Annotated in this window: 15 protein-coding genes; 10 read left to right on the forward strand and 5 right to left on the reverse strand. The window is 44.9% G+C overall.

The genetic code is table 11. The annotated features are described in order from the left end of the window. Positions 1–175: 175 nt before the first annotated feature. Positions 176–1,447, forward strand: coding sequence for a S1C family serine protease (locus LG204_RS06920; protein ID WP_230336582.1), 1,272 nt, complete (start codon positions 176–178; stop codon positions 1,445–1,447). Positions 1,448–1,581: 134 nt separating this feature from the next. Here LG204_RS06920 and nadS read toward each other — a convergent pair whose 3' ends face one another. The 4 genes from nadS to LG204_RS06940 form a co-directional block, all read right to left on the reverse strand. Beyond that, positions 1,582–1,869 carry a NadS family protein gene (gene nadS / locus LG204_RS06925; protein WP_013442922.1) on the reverse strand — a complete coding sequence of 96 codons (288 nt, stop codon included), beginning with the start codon at positions 1,867–1,869 and terminating at the stop codon, positions 1,582–1,584. A gap of 2 nt (positions 1,870–1,871) precedes the next feature. Next, positions 1,872–2,183: a type II toxin-antitoxin system RelE/ParE family toxin gene (locus tag LG204_RS06930; RefSeq protein WP_230336583.1), complete on the reverse strand. Its 312-nt coding sequence runs from the start codon at positions 2,181–2,183 to the stop codon at positions 1,872–1,874. Positions 2,184–2,330: 147 nt separating this feature from the next. Further along, positions 2,331–4,730, reverse strand: a complete 2,400-nt coding sequence (locus LG204_RS06935; protein ID WP_230336584.1) for a catalase — start codon at positions 4,728–4,730, stop codon at positions 2,331–2,333. 260 nt (positions 4,731–4,990) lie between these two features. Continuing rightward, on the reverse strand, positions 4,991–5,683 hold the full coding sequence (locus LG204_RS06940; RefSeq protein WP_230336585.1) for a PEP-CTERM sorting domain-containing protein: 693 nt from the start codon (positions 5,681–5,683) through the stop codon (positions 4,991–4,993). A gap of 702 nt (positions 5,684–6,385) precedes the next feature. On the opposite strand from LG204_RS06940, the gene LG204_RS06945 reads away from it, so the two are divergent. From LG204_RS06945 to LG204_RS06970, 6 genes are all read left to right on the forward strand, one after another. After that, the gene (locus LG204_RS06945; RefSeq protein ID WP_230336586.1) at positions 6,386–6,619 is read left to right on the forward strand and encodes a hypothetical protein; all 234 of its coding nucleotides are present in this window, start codon (positions 6,386–6,388) and stop codon (positions 6,617–6,619) included. A gap of 471 nt (positions 6,620–7,090) precedes the next feature. Continuing rightward, positions 7,091–7,834 carry an SDR family NAD(P)-dependent oxidoreductase gene (locus tag LG204_RS06950; RefSeq protein ID WP_230336587.1) on the forward strand — a complete coding sequence of 248 codons (744 nt, stop codon included), beginning with the start codon at positions 7,091–7,093 and terminating at the stop codon, positions 7,832–7,834. A 239-nt stretch (positions 7,835–8,073) separates the two neighbouring features. Beyond that, positions 8,074–9,009, forward strand: a complete 936-nt coding sequence (locus LG204_RS06955; RefSeq protein ID WP_230336588.1) for a hypothetical protein — start codon at positions 8,074–8,076, stop codon at positions 9,007–9,009. Positions 9,010–9,095: 86 nt separating this feature from the next. Beyond that, a complete protein-coding gene (locus tag LG204_RS06960) occupies positions 9,096–9,632 on the forward strand; it encodes a hypothetical protein (RefSeq protein ID WP_230336589.1) in 537 nt (178 codons plus the stop codon). A gap of 338 nt (positions 9,633–9,970) precedes the next feature. Beyond that, a complete protein-coding gene (locus LG204_RS06965) occupies positions 9,971–11,998 on the forward strand; it encodes a C1 family peptidase (protein ID WP_230336590.1) in 2,028 nt (675 codons plus the stop codon). 48 nt (positions 11,999–12,046) lie between these two features. Next, a complete protein-coding gene (locus tag LG204_RS06970) occupies positions 12,047–12,289 on the forward strand; it encodes a hypothetical protein (RefSeq protein ID WP_230336591.1) in 243 nt (80 codons plus the stop codon). A 15-nt stretch (positions 12,290–12,304) separates the two neighbouring features. Here the strand turns inward: LG204_RS06970 and LG204_RS06975 are convergent, their stop codons facing one another. Beyond that, entirely contained in the window at positions 12,305–12,775 is a 471-nt protein-coding gene (locus LG204_RS06975) for a restriction endonuclease (protein ID WP_230336592.1), read from the reverse strand. 1,314 nt (positions 12,776–14,089) lie between these two features. On the opposite strand from LG204_RS06975, the gene LG204_RS06980 reads away from it, so the two are divergent. Genes LG204_RS06980 through LG204_RS06990 form a run of 3 tightly spaced genes read left to right on the forward strand, consistent with a single transcriptional unit; the run spans position 14,090 to position 19,302 of the window. After that, positions 14,090–17,740, forward strand: coding sequence for a DUF6531 domain-containing protein (locus tag LG204_RS06980; RefSeq protein WP_230336593.1), 3,651 nt, complete (start codon positions 14,090–14,092; stop codon positions 17,738–17,740). A gap of 11 nt (positions 17,741–17,751) precedes the next feature. Beyond that, entirely contained in the window at positions 17,752–18,771 is a 1,020-nt protein-coding gene (locus tag LG204_RS06985) for an RHS repeat-associated core domain-containing protein (RefSeq protein WP_230336594.1), read from the forward strand. Between the two features lie 6 nt (positions 18,772–18,777). After that, complete coding sequence (locus LG204_RS06990; RefSeq protein WP_230336595.1) at positions 18,778–19,302, forward strand: suppressor of fused domain protein; 525 nt, start codon at positions 18,778–18,780, stop codon at positions 19,300–19,302. The last annotated feature ends 345 nt before the right edge of the window (positions 19,303–19,647 follow it).

Genomic DNA, 19,647 nt, shown 5'->3' on the forward strand with positions numbered 1-19,647 from the left:
GTTCTTCAACGCAGCAGCCAAGCGTAAAAGTGGGGCTTAACTATTTTTACAGATCAAAATAGATATTCCAAGTAAGGTATTTTTTTGGACACATTACTTCTAAACATTGCATAATCAAAATGTATAAACTAAAAAAATTCCAAGATCCAGGTTTAATTTTTACTAAAGGGGAATCATGCGCTACTTATCTTCCGCACTACTTATTGCTCTATTGGCTGGATGTGTTCCACCTGCAACAATAAAGCCAGTATCTGATCAACTCGTGGAAAGTCTTCCGGCAAACACGAATATTAAGCCGATTCAATTCTCAAAAATTGTTGTTAAGATGAAAAGAGGTGAGAAGATTGGTGCCTTGCAGATGGGCTTGCTGTGCGTTGGTCAAGGTAGCCTTGATTGGAAAGGGGGGAAGCTTAGTATTGATTCTGATGAGTTTACTGAAGCCTTCAAAGATGAATTAGAAAAAGCATCTTTTAAAACCGTTGGTGACTCAAATGCTTTGTTTGAAGATCCATCGACATGGAAGTCAGAAATTTTAGTTGCAGGCTTGGTAAAAGATTTAAAAGCGAATATTTGCTATCCAAATGCTGGCTTCGGGGATTTTAACTCAGCTAAAGGTGAAGCCTACCTTAAAGTTGACTGGCAAATATATTCAAAATTGGATCGTGCAGTCGTGCATAGCGTTATAACAGAGGGAGCTGCTAAAAGCACAACAGCAGTGGGTGGCGGCGATATTAATATTGTGCTGAATGCTTTCGCCCAAGCGACAAGAAATCTTTTGGCTGATGATAAGTTTCGATCAATTGTCATGCGTGGAGGGCAAACAATCAATGACACTGTGACAGTTTCCGGAGAGCAGGTAGTTATTTCAAATAACAAAGCGAAGCGAATAGGTAATAACCCGAGTGAGTGGTCTAGTGCTGTTGCTACAGTTTTTGCGGGCAATGGCCACGGAAGTGGCTTCTTGATTTCCGATAATCTGATTTTAACAAACCAGCATGTGGTTGGAGATGCGAAAGCTGTCAATGTTAAATTTGGCAATGGTCTTGAGCTAGTGGGGAATGTAATTGCCACCAACTCAGCGCGTGATGTGGCTCTTGTGAAGCTAAATGCGGTGTTACCGAAATTCTTTAATATAAGCAAAACACTCCCAGATATTGGTGCTGAAGTGTATGCCATAGGTACTCCACTGGATCAAAGTTTAAGCTCAACAATCTCTAAAGGAATAGTAAGCAACATCCGGGATATTGATTCTAAAAACTTTATCCAAAGTGATGTAAATATTCGGCCAGGTAATAGTGGTGGTCCACTGCTAGATAAAAACGGGAATGTTATTGGAATTGCGGTTTCCGGAGTTGTTATCAATCAAGTTTCCCAGGGTATAAACTTTTTCATACCTATAAATGACGCATTAAAAGTTTTGAACGCAATATATGCATCAGGCTCATAGATTTACAATGTAAATTAAGCTTAACGCTGGTATGTCAGCAGCTAATGACAGCCGATTTGCTAAGAGGCATCCAAACTGGGTGCCTCTTTTTAGTAGTCATCGGATCATGAGTTTCTTTATTCCGCTGGACAGTTCTAATGCAATGCCCTCAGCGCCGCCGCTGGTTCTTTCTCCACAATCGTCAACAACGCCGCTGCTGCCCCTGTTGGTTTACGCCGGTTCTGCTCCCAATTTCGCAAGGTGGCTACCTTTACGCCGATGAGTTGGGCAAACTCTGTCTGGCTCAGGCCGACTTTGTCGCGGATTGCCTTGGCGTCTGGCGTGTGGATTTCAGTGACTTTGCCGGGCGCTATCTCGCTGCGGCGAATGGCAACGGCTTCTTTCAGGCTTTGTTGCAAATCTTCAAACAATGTTTTGTCCATGTTCATAACTCCTTTACCAACTTGCGCAATATTGCGGTTTCTTTATCTGTGAGGTTGTCTTTTACGTTCTTGGGGTAAGCCACCAGCATCAAAATCTGGTCGTCTTCGGTAATCCAGTAATAGATCACCCGTATGCCGCCACTTTTGCCGCTGCCTGTTCTTTTCCAGCGTAGCTTGCGGATTCCTCCGCCATTCTTGATGAGATCACCTGCATCTGGCTGGCGGGCAAGCTCTTCTTGCAATTTGCCATATTCCTCATCGGGGAGCAGGTCTGTAATCAGTCTGGTGAATGTAGGCGTTTCAATGAAAATCATCCGGAAACTATACGCCATTGGCGTATTTATTCAAGAGGTGTGCGGGTGGTTTATAACGAAAATATCTAAATCAATCAAAGCCAAAGGGCTAGAAAAAGCTAGCCCTTTGGCTTTGTGGTAATGCTTAAGTGCTTGGCACTAATACATCTAAACCATAGGCGGATCCGTCTCCCGGGCAAAGCTTCTCGGGCTACCCACTAGCTGCACAAAGTTTTGCAATGCGTCTTCCAACGCATTCACTGCCAGCAACGTTGGGTCTGGCGAGCCATCGACCAGGGTTTCCGGGATGCCTGCGGTTTGCAGTAGTTGACGGCTGGTGCCGATGGCGAGCATGGGTTTGCAGTGGCGGTATTGGTCGCGCAGGAATTCCAGGGTTTGGCCGCTGGCGGCGAGGTTTTCGGCGACGAGCTTGCCATCTGGCAGGGCGACGGCGTCGAACAATACGCTGGGCATGGTTTCTATGCTGCCTTCGGCATCGAGTGCTGCGCCGCTATCTGCTTTTACCGGGCCTAACTGCAGGCCGAGTAGGCGGGGCACGCCACCGTCGGCGAGGATGGCGTCGTAAAGCGTTTGCACGCTGTCACCATCTACACCATCGGCCACGAGTATGGCGACGCGGCGGCCGAGCAGCATGCCGTTGCCGGGGAAGTGTTGCTCGGAGAGGGCGGTGGAGGGTGGTGGCACGGGGAAGTCTGTGCTGCTGGCGAGTGGGGCGGCCTCGGGCAGGGCAATGCCTAACCCGGCGGCGACGCCTGCGGCCAGCTCTTCATCCACATTTACCAGCAATGAGACGACGCGCTCGCGTATGGCCTGGGTTTGCACGCGGGTGAGCTCAAAGCGGAAGGCGTTGATGATGTGCTGCTGCTCGGGTGGGGATTGGCTGATCCAGAACAGCCGGGCTTGCGAGTAGTGGTCGGCAAATTTCTCTGGGCGGCCGCGCACTTTGTCTTCGGTGATGGTTTCGGGGAAGCTGGTGAAGCCTTGCATGCCGGCCTGAAACGGACAGCCGCCCGCCAGGGAGTTGGGCTCATACGCGACACGGCCACGCGGAATGGACTGGCGGTGCATGCCATCGCGCTGGTTGTTGTGCACGGGCTTGAGCGGGGCGTTAATAGGCAGCTCGTGAAAGTTGACGCCACCGAGGCGGCTGATCTGCGTATCCAGATAAGAGTGGATGCGGCCTTGCAGCAGGGGGTCGTTGCTGAAGTCGATGCCGGGGATGATGTGGGCGGTGCAAAACGCCACTTGCTCGGTTTCGGCAAAGAAGTTGTCGGGGTTGCGGTTTAGCACCATTTTGCCGATGGGGGTGACGGGCACCATTTCTTCGGGGATGAGCTTGGTCGGGTCCAGCACGTCAAAGCTGAATTCCTCGGCCTGCGCTTCGGTGAATACCTGCACGCCCAGCTCCCACTCGGGGTAGGCGCCTGCTTCGATGGCTTCCCACAAATCGCGGCGGTGAAAGTCGGGGTCGGCGCCGCCCAGTTTCACGGCTTCATCCCACACCAGCGAGTGCACGCCAGCGATGGGTGTCCAGTGAAACTTGCAGAACACGGATTCGTTTTTGTCATTCACCAGGCGGAAGGTGTGCACGCCAAAGCCCTGCATCATGCGGTAGCTGCGCGGAATGGCGCGGTCCGACATCTGCCACATCAGCATGTGGGTGGATTCGGGCATCAGCGAAACAAAATCCCAATAGGTATCGTGTGCGCTGGAGGCCTGCGGCATGCCAAAGTGCGGCTCGGGCTTCACGGCGTGAACCAGGTCGGGGAATTTCATCGCATCCTGGATGAAAAACACGGGGATGTTGTTGCCGACCAGATCCCAATTGCCTGCGTCGGTATAAAACTTGACGGCGAAGCCACGCACATCACGCGCGGTATCCATGGAGCCACGCTCGCCCGCCACGGTGGAAAAGCGCACAAATACCGGCGTCTGCTTGCCCGCCTCGTTAAACGGCGCGGCCTTGGTGAGGTCGGTGAGCGGTTTGTAATTCTCAAAATAGCCATGGGCAGCGGAGCCACGCGCATGCACCACGCGCTCGGGGATGCGCTCATGGTCAAAATGCGTGAGCTTTTCACGCAGGATAAAGTCTTCCATCGCCGTCGGTCCGCGCAGACCGATCTTCAGCGAATCCTGATTGCTGGCGACATTCACACCTTGATTGGTGGTCAGCATCTGCCCGGCGGAATCTACCCGCACACGGTCCAGATCGCCCTTCATGCGGTTTTCACCCGCAGGCGCTTTGCCTGCGCCGGTCTTGGGCGATGCCACGGTTTCATTCACTGTGCTGCCGGTAGTCGCAGGCGAATCCGGCAAACTGAATGCCCCGGTGTAAGGGCAACGCGCCGCCTCGCCATACTCCTGAGCCTTGGAAGGGTTGTGCGGAATACTCGACGAGAGTTGATCCGTGCCGCTGACTTTTTCTACCAGCTTGGCAGGCCCGGCCGCCTTGGGCGTGGCCGGTGGTGTATGTGTAGAAGGGCCCGACACCGTGCCCTGCGCTGCCCCTGTACCAATCGAATTCTTAGCCTTACGTTGAGACGCCATGACAGTTCCTTATGAGGTTGGGAATGCGTTGCCGCAGAAGACCCCGAGCATAGGTGGAACCACCATGCCCTCTAATCGGTAAAGTCCTTAAAGGGGTGTAGGAGGATTTGGTGGGGAGGGGAAAGGTACGCTGGTGGGACTCGCTTAGCGAGGGAGTGCCTTAGTTCCTGAGCTTAAAACGAGAAAGCAAGAAGCCTCCCGAAGGGCCAACGTAAGTTTTGTATACCTAAAAATAAACCCCGAATAATTCGGGGTTTATTTCATGATTTAACTTTTTTACGTCTTGAAACTGTCATCATCAGTCCGAGTCCTGCTGCAAACAAAGCTAAACTACTAGGCTCTGGAACAGCAGACGCATATGGTGTTCCAACATCACCAGCATGAACTGCCCAAGCATAAAATTTTAACACTTTTCTATCTGTGCCTTGATTTCCACCTTCAGTGGAAAACAGCCAAGCTTCTGACCTTCCATACGAATCATTAAGCCAATAATAATAGCTAGCGATGTTGTCGAATTCGGCCGTGTTTTTCACTCCATAACCAGAGCTAGGATATCCTGCATTTCCCAATGTAATGTAATATAGGTGCGCCAACTCCGAAGTCACTGGGTTGGGCCGATAACCAGCATTACTTCCCCCTTGAAAGTTATAGTTTGGCCCACCGGTACCTAAGTATGCTGGTAAACGCCAGCCACTCACTCCAGCAATATTTAAGTTGGATACCCACGCTTGAGCATCATCCCAACTAGCAGTTGAATTTAGGCCGCCTGCATCCTTTAACCAAGTAATATTCAACGATGAATCATAGTATGCCTCAAACCCGTTTTTAGCATTTCCATCCATATCTCGTCCATGTAGCGTTGTTTCCCATGTGCCTTGTCCAGCAAGGGGGCCTGCAAGAGCAAATGAAGATAAAATTAAGCCAATAATGACTTGAAGAATCGCTGTATACATCCTTATACCACTCCCATTGTTTTTATTTGAGTACTGAGATTATTACTTACCTTAACTAATCCTATCTATAGGGCGAATGAACTAATAACTCTCAGCTCTTGAGTCTCCTCTAATTACGGGACCAGATATTGGGCTGTCTCACTCGTATGTTACGTTATTGCTGCTCTTGAGGATCAGCATAGTGTTCGAGCTAACCTTCTTAAATAACTGCGTAGCTCACATGTTCCATGTTCGATATGAGGCTCTTAGATGGTCTTGATACTCCACCCAGCGAGCCGTTTCGGTGACACGATCTTCGTCACACAATTGGCAAGGGCCGCGCCCAAAAATGAACGCTATTGAATGTTTTGCAGGAGCTAGGCGGCTGGGCTATGGGAGATGTAACAGCATTACGCACACTCTCGCTGCTGGGCCGGCTCAATAGCTAACTCGTCCCGTCCGCCACAAGGCAAGGGACTGACATTTTTATTAAGGAAAAGCAAAAAGCCAGCCGAAGGTGGCTTTTTATATTGGTGCGCCCGAAGAGATTCGACCTGACCCCTTGGATATGCTATTGGCCAATAGCAGGGGCTTGCAAATGGTGTTAGATTGGACGAATGATCATATTGTGATGAATGAGTTTTGATTTGGTTGGCAAAAATAGTTAACCAATCCCTAGCCTAACAATTTTAGAGTGCGATTTAATCTACTTCAGGAGAATCCATGGAATCCAACCCAAGAGAGCATTTGGAATTTGTCAGAAACTTAGATATATCAAGTGAGATTTATGACGCTTATTCTTATGAAAATATCGTTGGGAAACTGGTCTATGTCCACGCAACCGATAGCTATCATTACCATGATTACACAGTGACACCGAACCAATCCCTAGATTTGGCCTCTGAAAATTTGGAAATTTGTGAAGAAAAAGTGGCAGACTATTACTTATCTAAGTAAAGCCAGGCGCATTGATCTGTCTGAAACCTACTGGGAAAAGTCAGATGAAAAATCGAGTATTTAACGCGGCCTGAAAGCTAAGGCATCACAAGGCGGCATGGCAGTGCCAGAAATGACAAAAGGCTAGCATAAGCTAGCCTTTTGTTTGTTTGGTGCGCCCGAAGAGATTCGAACTCCTGACCCCTTGGTTCGTAGGACGAAATTCTTGGTAAATCGCTATTGTAAACAGTCACTTATGACGCCTGCGAATTTCATATTTAGCTGCAATTAGCGTGATTAAAGCCTAAGTTATACCCACTGCGTTACAATTTCCCTACAGCAGTGTCTGCTATCAGCCAAAAGCGGACATTCAGAAAATAGCCCCGCCTGAAAAATGATAGCGCTGGCGTATACTCTTGGGCACTTCAACCCGATCAAAGCACACAATTAGTATTCCGCTAAATTCGGCAACTATATGCTTATCAAATCCCTATGAAACCTCAACCCCCTGTCGCACTTGTCACCGGCTCAACTTCCGGTATCGGCGCTGCCATCGCTCGCCGACTCTCCATGGAGGGATTCTTAATCGTCTTACATTCACGCAATTCGGCTGACGCGGGACATGCGCTTGCCCGTGAACTCGGTTCGGCAGCTTATGTGCAAGCAAATTTGGCCGACGATGCGGATAGAGTGAGACTCATCCGTGAATCCATAGCCGTATGGGGTCAACTCGACATTCTGATCAACAATGCCGGAATCAGTCGGGTTATTCCACACAATGATCTGACTGCGGCCACATCGGATATTTGGCAGGAACTGCATGAGGTAAATGTCGTTGCACCTTTTCGTTTGGTGGCAGAAGCAGAATCTGAGCTTCGTAATGCTGCTGGAAGAGGCAGGCCCGGCTGCGTTGTTAACATCAGTTCGCACGCTGGCGTCCGACCAAAAGGGGCGTCAATTCCTTATGCTGCGACCAAGGCCGCGTTAAATCATGTGACTCGATTGCTCGCGCTTTCACTAGCCCCAGATATCCGTGTAAATGCTATCGCTCCCGGTTTAGTAGACACACCACTCACATCGAGCTGGACACAGGCGCAGCAGCTTTGGAAAGAGCGAGCTCCTATGCGTCGAGCGGCTAGCCCCGAGGATATTGCTCAGGCTGTCTCAATGTTAGTCGCATCAGACTTTATGACTGGAGAAATTCTGCTTTTAGATGGTGGATTGAACCTAACTTAGGAAGCTCTTGTTAATCGATTGCCGCTTTGGGTAGATAGCAGACCATTTTTGCGTTGGAAGCCCATAGTTATATCGAACCAAATTATAAAAGGCTGAACCTTTGACGAATCAGCCTTTGTATTTGTTGCGCGACCATTAAGATTTGAACTGCTGACCCGATGGGTCATGGGACGAATGCTCATTGTTTTTCTTGATCATCAGAAGCTATGATTGCATAAACCTTCATGAAAGAACATTGTATGAATGTGATTGAAATACCAAAAGAAGTTAATCGGTTTGTTCTTTACTTCAACACGCAAAAATATGATGTCAATGCATACGCACTAGCCACAGCTCTAATTGGATTGGCTGATGCGGTGAAGGAGGTTAACGCAGCCGTGAACCCTGGATATCGGGTTGAGGTTGTCGTTGAGACCTTGGTGGATGGTAGTTTTCAAGCAGTTGTACGAACGGTCTATGAAAAGGCGAAGAACCTTTTCTCTAATGAAGCTGTAAAAGCAATTGTTTATGGGATCATTTCGACGCATATTTATGAAACCTTAATTCAGACGAATACCCCACCAAGAATTGAAGTTAGCAAAGAGATGGTCATTATTGAGTCTGGGGATAATAAGATTATTGTGGATAGAAGTGTCTATGAGGCGAAGAAAGGGCTCGAAAAATCAGAACGTTTCAACGCTGCGATAGGTAAAGTTTTTCATGGGGCATTGGCTGATCCTGAAGTTTTGGGTATAGGACTTAAAACTGACTTTAGTAAACCCCCCCCATTAATCTATGTGCCACGTGATAGATTTGTAATATTCGATCACAGACGGATAGAGGAGGATGGGGTAAGAGAAATCGTCGAGTTCGCTAATTTAGAGATTTCCAGAGCAATCCTTTCCCGTGGAAACCGAAAATGGGAGTTTTTTTGGAGGGGAATTAAGATTTCAGCACCGGTAATGGATAGTCGATTCTATGATCGGTTCTTCGCGCATGAAATAACGATAGCGCCGGGCGATGGCTTATATGTGGCATTGAGGATAGTGCAACGCCAAGATCCGGACACTGGAATATTTAAGAATGAGCGTTACGAAGTTATTGAGGTGCATGAGCATCTGCCAAAGATGCAGCAGCAGTTGATTAAACAAAACGATGAGCCGGGGGGCATGGAGTCAAAAGCAGGATCTTGGTGAGATTCCGCAAACCAGATTCTTTCAAATTTTATCTGAGCCTGAAATTCCATGCCCTTATAACTGTTTAGCTTTCAAAGAGGAAACTCATGCAAACCACACTAGGCACGATGAAGCTTTGGTTGGAAATAGCCGCCTTCGGTTTCGCAGCGGTTTTCATTCTTACTAAGCTGATCGGAGGTCAATTCAATGCTGGAGCGGAAATGTCAGTGGAGACAATCAGAGAGCATATCCCAGGAAATCAAGCTGAAGATTTTGTAGCGATAGTCATCATACTTAAGCGATCGGATATCGGCCGCATTGAGGTCCACGACATACTGATTGAAGCAACCGACCTTAATGATGGGTCCAAGATCAAAGTGCCGAGGCAAGAGAGACTGGTCACCGAACGCACAACTGAAAAGGACCAAAATGGGCGATTCCAGGCAACTGAGAACCTATCAAATGAAGGAGTATTTCTTCCTCCTGGTGACGCCACGCAGTTCGCCTATTTGCTACGGGTTAAACGAACCGCACCAGTTATTGTCGATGCCACGATACTGGCAAGCAGGTCAGGGCCATGGATCGGCCAGCCGCAGTGGCGAGGTTCGGCCGTCTCCCTGCCAAAGGAAAACAGTAACAACTAACCTTTCCTTCAAGCGGACAGCCCATAGCTATCATTTACTTTTCGCGGTTTAAATTTTCTAAAGATTGCCTGCACAATATTACCATCATGATAATAAAAACCTTACACATTGGCTTTTTAAACTGCAATGTTTAATCTCAGTGGTTTATTATGACTCTAGTATGTCTATTGACACGTATTTCTATAGATGAGATATTTGCGATTATTAATCATCTTGCTGAATTATCTAGTAAATTTTAGAATTTTGGACTTATAAAATCAATTTTTCACAAGATTAAATAATTAAAGATTGATTTGTTGTTTGACGTTTTTGTTTATCCATATTGTCAGGGGATGCAAATGGCCAAGACGCAAAAAAAATCTTCTTTTAGCCCAACTGCTGCGCACACTTCATTCAAAGATAGAGTGCTTAACGCCCGCCCGGATACCACTGATTTCCGTGACAAGATGTATATCCCCACGTTAGTCGAAGTTGGTCAAGAAATTCCCCTCGATAACTATCGTAAATCTAAAACCCCAGTTCTGGATCAGGGTAGTGAAGGGGCATGTACAGGTTATGCCTTAGCAACTGTAGCAAATTATTTGTTAAGACGTCGTACTGTTAGTCCTGATGCAATTGATGTCAGCCCCTCTATGTTTTATGAACTTGCTAAAAGATATGATGAATGGCCTGGTGAAGATTACTCAGGGTCTAGTGCCAGAGGGGCTATGAAAGGTTGGAATAAACATGGCATATGTTCACACGCGGTATATCTTGCAGACCAGAAAAATAAGGTTGAAGGGTTGTCAGAGGCAAAATCTAGAGATGCTCGGTGCAGGCCACTAGGAGCCTATTTCAGGGTTAACCATAAAGACATCGTTGCAATGCATAGTGCAATTGCAGAAGTAGGGATCCTGTATGCGACCTCTGTAGTGCATTCAGGTTGGAGCAAAGTAGATAAAAAAGGCGTTATTCCTTACTCTAACGAATCACTTGGAGGCCATGCATTTGCTATTGTCGGATACAACTCCCAAGGATTCTGGATTCAGAACTCATGGGGTGCCAGCTGGGGATACGAGGGTTATGCCCTAGTTACCTATGATGACTGGCTCGAGAATGGCACTGATGTTTGGGTCGCCAGATTAGGCGTGCCAATAACTTTAAAAACACCCAATGCTGTCTCACAGCAACATGCTGCATTAAGCGGATCTTCCAAAGCTTATTCTTATACAGATCTTCGCCCTCATATTATAAGCATTGGTAATAACGGCAAACTATTGCCTGGCGGTGACTACGGTACTAGCCCCGCTGAGCTTAAAAATATTTTTACCCGTGATTTCCCTCGAATTATGAAGGACGTCAAGAAACCACGATTGTTGATTTTTGCTCATGGGGGGTTGGTGGCGGAGGAGGATGCAGTCAATAGGGTAGCCGGATACCGGCAGGCATTGTTGGATGAAGGAGTTTATCCAATATCATTCATATGGCATTCCGACTACTGGTCAACAATTACAAATATTCTTAAAGATTCAATGAGGAATCGACGTCCGGAAGGATTTATTGATGATGCCAAAGATTTCATGTTGGATAGAGTTGACGACACTCTAGAGCCGTTAGCCAGATTTCTTACCGGAAAATTGTCTTGGGATGAAATGAAGTCCAATGCCATAGCTGCCTCCGATAATGACGGCGGCGCGTATTTGGCCTTTCAACACATCGTAGAGCTAAAGAATAGTTACCCTAATCTGGAAGTGCACTGTGTTGGGCATAGTGCAGGTGCAATATTTCACTCTGCATTTTTACCCCTTTTGGCTTCAAAAGTTGAAGTGGAAACCCTCACTTTATGGGCACCAGCATGTACCACTAAAGTTTTCAAAAAAGCTTATATTCCACTTATCGAAAGCAAAAAAATTAAAAAGTTTTCACTGTTCGTACTAAATGATCAAACAGAACAGGATGACAATTGTGCTAAAGTGTATAACAAGTCACTGCTGTATCTTGTGTCAAATGCTTTTGAAGAAAAGGAAAAAATTCCATTATATAGGGATGGTGAGCCTATCCTTGGTATGGAAAAATTCATTCAAAAAGATTCTAAAATACAGAGATTATTCACTACTTCGAATTGCGAACTAATATTAACGCCAAATAATTTGACTGAAGGTGATAGATCAGCATCCAGGGCTAAATCACATGGTGACTTTGATGATGATCCAGCAACAGTGAAAGCTGCACTTGTTAGAATCTTAAATAGTTCAGTAAATACTGTTACTACACTTGCGCCGGCGCTTGAAGGCAAAAAAATGGAGTTTAATATATCTAGGTCATCGCTAAGAAGGCGGCGAATGCAGATTCTTAGCCAATCTGATAATAATTATAAAGATTATTAGTAGATTAATTTTTTTGGCTGTTAAATTAATCTAAAATAGGAGAAGGTAATGTCTTGTCCAGGCGATAAAAAACCTGTAATTGCGCAGTTTTGTAATGATGCTGAGTCTTTTTGGGAAGAGTTTAAGAAGGAAAATCCAGGTAAATCTGAAATTGCATTAAGTATTTTTTTTGATGAGCGTTATGGGCGGTGCTTTGGAAGAAACGCCCCCCCTCATTCTCCAGCAACATCTTTTAACCTTGATCAAGAGATTAAAGATGCAGTTAAAGAATGCATGCTAAAGCATGATTAGGCGCTTGAGCGGGATTCATTGATTTAGTAGATCAGTTACAGACTCTGCTACTACAAAACAGGCAAAGTTCTGATCAATTTTTAGTGATTGGAAATGTGCCTTGCCGCAAGCAATCTTTGCGTTTTCGCTATCACGTAATTCGTCGTAAAACAGCGTGCTTTTCGATTCCACCACGAAGTAAAGACGTTCGCCGCCGCCATCTTCAACCACTAGTGCCCAATCTGGGTTGTAGGAGCCAAGAGGGGTTGGAATTTTGAACCACCCAGGTAGCTTTGCATATACCTTGATGTTTTCATTTTTCTCCAGAGCATATGCGAAGTCACGTTCGGTGTTGGAATCATATATTACGTACTCATAGACTGATTTCTTTGTATCTTTAAGCATTTTTTTTATATAGCCAGTCACCTCTTCTTGTTCGAAGAGTTCTTGGGCGTAATAATGCTCATCACCAATGCGTTGATACTTGATGCCATTGATCAGGGCCATACGTTTGCATCGCTCGATTACATCTGCGACGAGATCAATAAATTGCTAGGGTTATGCTTGAAATCATTGAGACGGCCACTTTCAGTCAATATTCGGACAATAGTTCGACGAGTAAGATGAATCCGATTTTGCAAATCTGTCAGCAAGTCCGGTAATTCAATATCCGCCTCATCAAGCACTACTGGCATAGTGCCAGTGGTTTCAGTTGCCTCCCCCCAGCTTTCTCTATGGCAATTTCCGCCTTGCGCCAAACCAACCGCGTTTTGGTGATAGGCGGCGCGCTCTGCAATGATGCTACGCAGTCGGTACAGACGTTTTTACTACGGAAAAGAAAAAGGCCACCGAGGTGGTGGCCTAATTCCTTGATGTATGGTGCGCCCGAAGAGATTCGTACTCCTGACCCCCTTGGTTCGCAGGTTATATTTGATAGTAAGTATTTGACTTAATGACAAATTTCCATAACGTTCCTCTATACTGTGCTGCTTTGCTCACTTGTGTTCCCCGATTTCCACAAATCTCCCCAATGCCGAGAAAAAATAAGACATACCTCTCATATGCAAAAAACTGTATTACTTAGTTTTGTTAGTGGATATTTGTTCATATGAACTTTTCATCAGAATTTTTTTAGTGAATTGGAGCGCTGAGGGTGCCTGAATGGGCTTATCACGAAATTTCGACAATTAAGCGATCAATTTTCGAAGTGACTACTACACCATTATCCCCATCGGATTGATTCGCCCCTTCTACGGCTACGCCTATAAAGAGTTTATTGTTATCAAAATCAGGACCCCCGCTGTATCCGTTGCTTTCAAGCTTAATGTAGCGATTTGTAAAATATTTAATAAATTCAAGTAATTAAAATTCAGCGAGGATGACTAGATGTAAATAATAAATTGTATTATCATGATAATGATTCCTATTAACATTAATGGGTTGTGTATAGGTCGCCTGAATTAATGGGTAATTACAGGAGGGGCGCGGACTCAGAATTTTTTTAGACTTGGTGGCTGGGGCCATACATAAAGATTAGCAGGGGATATCTATTTGTGAGCGAGCAAGTTATGCGCAAATAGAGATGAGATTTTAAAGAAAATTGAGTGACAATCAATGCAAAGTTATCTTGCATTTATAGTGTCGGATAAGTTTGTGAATAAGTTTGGGTTTTTTTAAAGGCAATCAGATTATATGCATAGCTAATAATTACTAGTTATGGCGGATATTATTAAGAAAAGAGTAAATAAAAAATATTTAAATAATAAATGTTAACGCAAGATTTTGCTAAATTTTTGTAAAAAAATAAGGGGTTGAGAAGGTATGGGCAAGGCTATTTTATTTTTTATGCTTCAAATTCTGCTTTCTATTAAAGTCGTATATGGAGTTGAGACAAGTCAGGATCGTGATTATCGGCAACCACATAGTGATAGGGGGCTTTGGGGACAGGTGGATAAGGTTGATCCATATAACGGAAATCTTATTGTTACTCATACGGATATTAATATACCGGGTAACGGTGGTTTGGATATAAGTATAAAGCGGATATATAACTTTGCCGCGACCTCTGCCGCATTGACTGCGACTTATGCAAGGTCATATAAATGGACTGCCCTTGGTCCTGGATGGTCTTTGCGAGCTGCTCCCAGATTAGTTTTTGATAATGTATTTGATATTCAAAATGATAAAGCAAATTATATTTCCAATTCATTTAAACAATTATGTGGTACAGAGGCAATGGGGCTGGATGCGCATGATCAGATAACCCTTGAGCAGCCCGATGGAAGTGATGAGGTGGTGTTTTTTGAAGCTGGACATGGAGTTACAAAAAATAATTGGAAAGTAACTTGTGAATCTAATATTGTTACAGCATATTCCCCTGACGGAGTAAAGTTTGAATTCGGAAATATTTCCAATAGTAAAATTGGTAAATACTCCTTACAGATGTTGGCTCCAGCGCCAGGTCCAGGTACTGGCGGAGTTACGGTCATTGGTAACACTCGAACCGTAAGTTATCTTGATGCTATAAAAGCAACTAATCCAAATGGAGAATGGATAAGTTACGGTTACACGATGTATGGTACCCCCATCGCTATCTCTATACCATCGAATAATAATGGACGAATATTATTCGGAGCGGATGATGATAAATCGACAGAAAAACCATCTTCTTTGCTCACCAGTATAACGGCAAGCGATGGTCGCAATGTCGCATTGGTCTACAATATGTCAACCGGGAAATTATCTTCAATTAATGATGGTGCTGGGCTTATTTGGACATATGAGTACATTTCAGCGGATTCGAACACATCTTATACCTTGTCAAAAGTTACCCGCCCTGATGGAGAGAAATGGGAGTATACGTATGTCCCAGGTGCGTTTAGATACGGTACTCAGGACATGATAAAACCAGTCTACACATATATAAATAGTTATCCAACGGCGACTCCAGGAACTCGAAGATTGTCGAGTATTAAATATCCTCATGGTGGGGTAATAAATTACACCTATAATTATTTGGATTTACAAGCTAATGGTAATTCAACGGCTTATTATTTAAGGGTTGAGCGCGTTGCATCGCGTACTTTTTCAAATGGCTATCAGTGGTTATATTCATACAATCGTGGCGGAACTGGCGCATACGATATCACAACTATTAATGGTCCAGAAGGAGTGGAGATATATAAATATATAGGTGCTGGATATGCTATTTCGACAACTGGTTTACTTTGGCAGAATAATGCGTGGAGAGTTGGTAGTTTAGTTGAGCATGAGTATGCTAATGGTGCGCGAGAATATTATGTGTGGCAACGTCGAGAAATATTTCCTTATCGACGTCATTTGAAAGAGCTGGGTATGGTTTGGGATGAAAAGATATGGTTCCCTGACATGCAGAAGAGAACAGTTGAGCGAGACGGAGCGACCTACACGACGGAGTATTCGAACTACGATGCGTATGGAAATCCAGGCACGATTGTTGAGACTGGATTGAATGGCGGTAACCGCACTACCACGAGAACGTATCTGAACGATACGGGGAAGTGGATCATCGGTCGGTTAAAAGATGAGAGCTTCACAGGTAGTTCAACCACGCGTACGTTTGATGCGAATGGTAATCTGACCAATATCACTAAAGAAGGTGTCTCGACTAGCTACACCTATGATTCTGCAGGTAATGTTGCTACAGCAACGATGCCAAGGGGATTGGTGTATAGCTTCTCAAATTACAAACGTGGCATTCCTCAAACGGAGAATCAGCCAGAGGGTGTCAACATCACTCGTGTGGTAGATGCTGCTGGAAATATCACATCGGAAACCAACGGTGCCGGTAAGACGACCACTTATACGTATGACGGACTGAACCGTGTCACCTCAGTGACGACCCCTTTAGGTAACCCGAAGACAACTACCTATACAGCGACCTCAAAAACGACTACCCGTGGCAGTTTGATTGAGACAACACAGTATGATCCGTTTGGGCGAGTTGCGAGTATCACCTTAGGTGGTATTACGACAAGTTACGCCTATGATGCGCTGGGTCGCCGTACATTTGAGTCTAATCCTGGTGCGACAATTGGTACAACTTACCAATACGATGCCTTAAATCGCGTTACCAAGATTATAAATGCCGATAACACCTTCCAGACGCATGCTTATGGTGCTGGCACCAAAACCGTTACTGACGAACGTAACAATGCCACCACTTATGCCTATAGGGCCTATGGTGACCCAGATAAACAATACCTGATGGGAGTCACAACCCCAATCTCCTCCGCGAGTGTGACGTTGGCGCGCAACAGCAAAGATCTGATTACATCAGCGACCCAGGGTGGTCTTACCCGGACCTATGGCTATGACAGCCGTTATTACCTCACGACAGTGGTTAACCCTGAAACCGGCACTACCACATATGGGCGTGATGCTGCTGGCAATATGACGTCGCTGACGGTGGGTAGCTCTGGCACAACCAGCTATACCTATGATGGGCGTAATCGCTTGAGTGTTGTAACGTACCCCAATCCATTAACCACTCCCACAGTGACGCATACTTACACACTGACGGATAAACCTTTAAGCGTGAGCTCGTCCGCAGCGACCAAAGGTTTTATCTATGATGACAATGGAAATCTGAAAAAGGAAACGCTGACAGTCGATAGCATTCCATTTGTGACGGAATACATTTACAACGCAAATGATCAGATTGCATCAATGATTTACCCTCGCTCTGGTCAGCAGGTTAACTATGTTCCTGATGTGCTGGGTCGTCCAACGCAGGTTTCTGGCTATATCAGTGCGGTGACTTACTGGCCGTCCGGACTAATGAAGCAGATTAACTATGCAAATGGCGTAGTGACCAACTATGAGCAGCAAGCCCGGCTGTGGCCATCGACATTTACAACGAAGAAAGGGGCAGTTGCATACTCCGACAGTTCATATACGTATGATGAAGTGGGTAATTTAAAAGCGATTGTAGATAGTGCGGATACGAGTTTTAACGTGGCTTTGGACTATGACAATCTGAATCGAGTCGTGAGTCATACCAATCCGATATTCATCTCAACAATCGCTTACGATGGCGCTGGCAATATTCTTAATCGAACATATTCAGGGGTTTCTTCTAACTACAACTATGACTCATACAATCGCCTGGCAAGTATCACAGGCTATTTACCAACAACCTATGCATACGATGCCTATGGGAATATCGCGGCTGGGACAGGTAACACATATAGCTATGATGATGCTTCGAATCTGGCATGTATTAACTGCTCAGATACGGCCAATAAAATCCAGTATGGGTATGACGGAAGTAAGAGTCGGGTCACGGTCATTAAGGCCGGTGTGAAGAGCTATGAAGTCTATGGGGCACAGGGAACCCAGTTAGTTGAGTACACACCTAGCCAGTCTCAAAAGCTGATTGAATATATTTACCTAGGTGGTAAGCGTGTGGCTCAAAGGGTTACTACTCAGTAAAACAACGAAAAATGACAAAAAATAAAATCAATTTTACTCTGAGGGTTATTGTGATTAACAATTTTATATTACGTTGCATGGCAACGATGGCATTGACGGCTACATGGATATTAAGTATCGGCTTGAGCCAGGTAGCCCTTGCAAGCACAGAAGTCATTACTTATTACCATAATGACATTTCCGGTACGCCTATGATTGCAACGGACGCTAATGGAAATGGATACTGGAAAGAAACATATCTTGCCTATGGTATTAAGTTAACGGGTAGTCCCAATGCTTCAAGCAACAAGATTGGCTATGCGGGGAAGCCATATGACAACAATACCAGGCTCTCATATATGGGAGCCCGGTATTACAGTCCGGATATAGGTCGCTTTATGGCGGTTGATCCGGTTGGGTTTGATCCTGAAAACGTACACAGTTTTAATCGCTACGCCTATGCAAACAATAATCCATATAAGTATGTGGATCCGGACGGTCACAGTCCGGTAGATGTAGCATTCCTAGTTTATGATTTGGGTAAGTTAGGTGTGGCAGCTTACACGGGTGTAGGGGTTGGCGCTGCCGCGATTGATGTTGGTTTAAGTGCTGTAGGTGTGTTGAGTCCAATTCCTGGTGTAGGCCAGGGGTTGAAAGCTGAGCGAGTAGTTGAGCGTGCTGCAGAGGTTGCAAATGTTACTGATAAGGCTATAGATTCAGGAAAGGCAACTGCGGAAGTGATTCCGCAATATGCACGTAATAAATATAGTTCTGTAAGCAAAAGTGAACGTGAAGCAGTATTAAAGAAAGATCCAGTCTGCGTATATTGTGGAGATAAAAAATCTACGACGATAGACCATGTCCGGTCACAAAAGCAAGATTGGGTACAGGGCGGCTGGAAAGATACTAAAGAAGCACGCAGTGCTAGAGTTAATAATCCATCAAATCTTTCTGGTGCTTGTGTGTCCTGTAACTCAGGTAAAGGCAGCAAGGAGTTGGGAACTCAATGGATTTCCCCTATTGAACGAAATAAAAATGGAATGGGTTATTGATTTATTATGATTATTGATCACTATTTTAAGAAATTCGGTAGCCCAAGTAGAGAAGCAGAGTTCTCTACTCAAAAGAACAGTATTAAGGTATTAAAATGGGATCAAGATAAAACTGGTGAAGGTGTGGCTATCTATGCTACAGAAGGGGCATCAAATATCCATGGGGATGAAAATAACGGATGTGAGTTTTTCTTAGGGATTGCACCAGAGGTTGACGATGTTGTTGATGCTATTGCTGAAGCTGCTTTGCATGGTAATGGGACTTTATTAATACCCAATAGCGGAGATTCGATAAACTTAAGCTATCCATTATGGGTGGGAACAGAAGCACATAGTTTTATGTTTACCAATGGTGATGAGATTATCGAGCCAATTAACATAGTAAACAAAAAAATAATATTCATTCAACTGGTTCCAATTTTTGAATCAGAATTGAAATACAAAAATGACCATAGTGAAATAGATTTATGGAAGAGGTTTGAAGCTTTAGAAGTGGCTTATTGGAATGCAAAACGTAAGCAGGCGTTCTAGCTAAATCATCGTATAAAAAATACTGAAGCATGACCTTGATTTTGAAGGTTAGGGTTGTATCCTTCGATCCTCTTGACGATGAAATTAAAGCTGTTTCGAAAATGAAACCATAAAGAAATTTTTAATGAGGAAAGAAATATGAGTTGTAATGTTAAATTAATAAACGATATTTGGATCGTGCCTCTGAATAGTGCTCACAATACATTTTCTTCCTAGGAGGCGTGGGAAGAAAAAATCTTTCCCCAAATTAAAAAGGGCTAGAAGCATATACTTCTAGCCCTTCAAGTATGGTGCGCCCGAAGAGACTCGAATTCCTGCCCCCTTGATTCATAGGACGAAACTCAA

This window comes from Methylovorus menthalis, from assembly GCF_020523625.1.
In the GTDB taxonomy this organism is placed as follows: domain Bacteria; phylum Pseudomonadota; class Gammaproteobacteria; order Burkholderiales; family Methylophilaceae; genus Methylovorus; species Methylovorus menthalis.

Excerpts from the sequence above, each read along its gene's own strand:
- LG204_RS06990 (WP_230336595.1), top strand. The coding sequence starts at position 18,778 with ATGATTATTGATCACTATTTTAAGAAATTCGGTAGCCCAAGTAGAGAA.
- LG204_RS06970 (WP_230336591.1), top strand. The coding sequence starts at position 12,047 with ATGTCTTGTCCAGGCGATAAAAAACCTGTAATTGCGCAGTTTTGTAAT.
- LG204_RS06965 (WP_230336590.1), top strand. The coding sequence starts at position 9,971 with ATGGCCAAGACGCAAAAAAAATCTTCTTTTAGCCCAACTGCTGCGCAC.
- LG204_RS06985 (WP_230336594.1), top strand. The coding sequence starts at position 17,752 with ATGACAAAAAATAAAATCAATTTTACTCTGAGGGTTATTGTGATTAAC.
- LG204_RS06960 (WP_230336589.1), top strand. The coding sequence starts at position 9,096 with ATGCAAACCACACTAGGCACGATGAAGCTTTGGTTGGAAATAGCCGCC.
- LG204_RS06975 (WP_230336592.1), bottom strand. The coding sequence starts at position 12,775 with ATGGCCCTGATCAATGGCATCAAGTATCAACGCATTGGTGATGAGCAT.
- LG204_RS06945 (WP_230336586.1), top strand. The coding sequence starts at position 6,386 with ATGGAATCCAACCCAAGAGAGCATTTGGAATTTGTCAGAAACTTAGAT.
- LG204_RS06955 (WP_230336588.1), top strand. The coding sequence starts at position 8,074 with ATGAATGTGATTGAAATACCAAAAGAAGTTAATCGGTTTGTTCTTTAC.
- LG204_RS06935 (WP_230336584.1), bottom strand. The coding sequence starts at position 4,730 with ATGGCGTCTCAACGTAAGGCTAAGAATTCGATTGGTACAGGGGCAGCG.
- LG204_RS06940 (WP_230336585.1), bottom strand. The coding sequence starts at position 5,683 with ATGTATACAGCGATTCTTCAAGTCATTATTGGCTTAATTTTATCTTCA.
- LG204_RS06980 (WP_230336593.1), top strand. The coding sequence starts at position 14,090 with ATGGGCAAGGCTATTTTATTTTTTATGCTTCAAATTCTGCTTTCTATT.
- LG204_RS06950 (WP_230336587.1), top strand. The coding sequence starts at position 7,091 with ATGAAACCTCAACCCCCTGTCGCACTTGTCACCGGCTCAACTTCCGGT.
- LG204_RS06930 (WP_230336583.1), bottom strand. The coding sequence starts at position 2,183 with ATGATTTTCATTGAAACGCCTACATTCACCAGACTGATTACAGACCTG.
- LG204_RS06920 (WP_230336582.1), top strand. The coding sequence starts at position 176 with ATGCGCTACTTATCTTCCGCACTACTTATTGCTCTATTGGCTGGATGT.
- nadS (WP_013442922.1), bottom strand. The coding sequence starts at position 1,869 with ATGGACAAAACATTGTTTGAAGATTTGCAACAAAGCCTGAAAGAAGCC.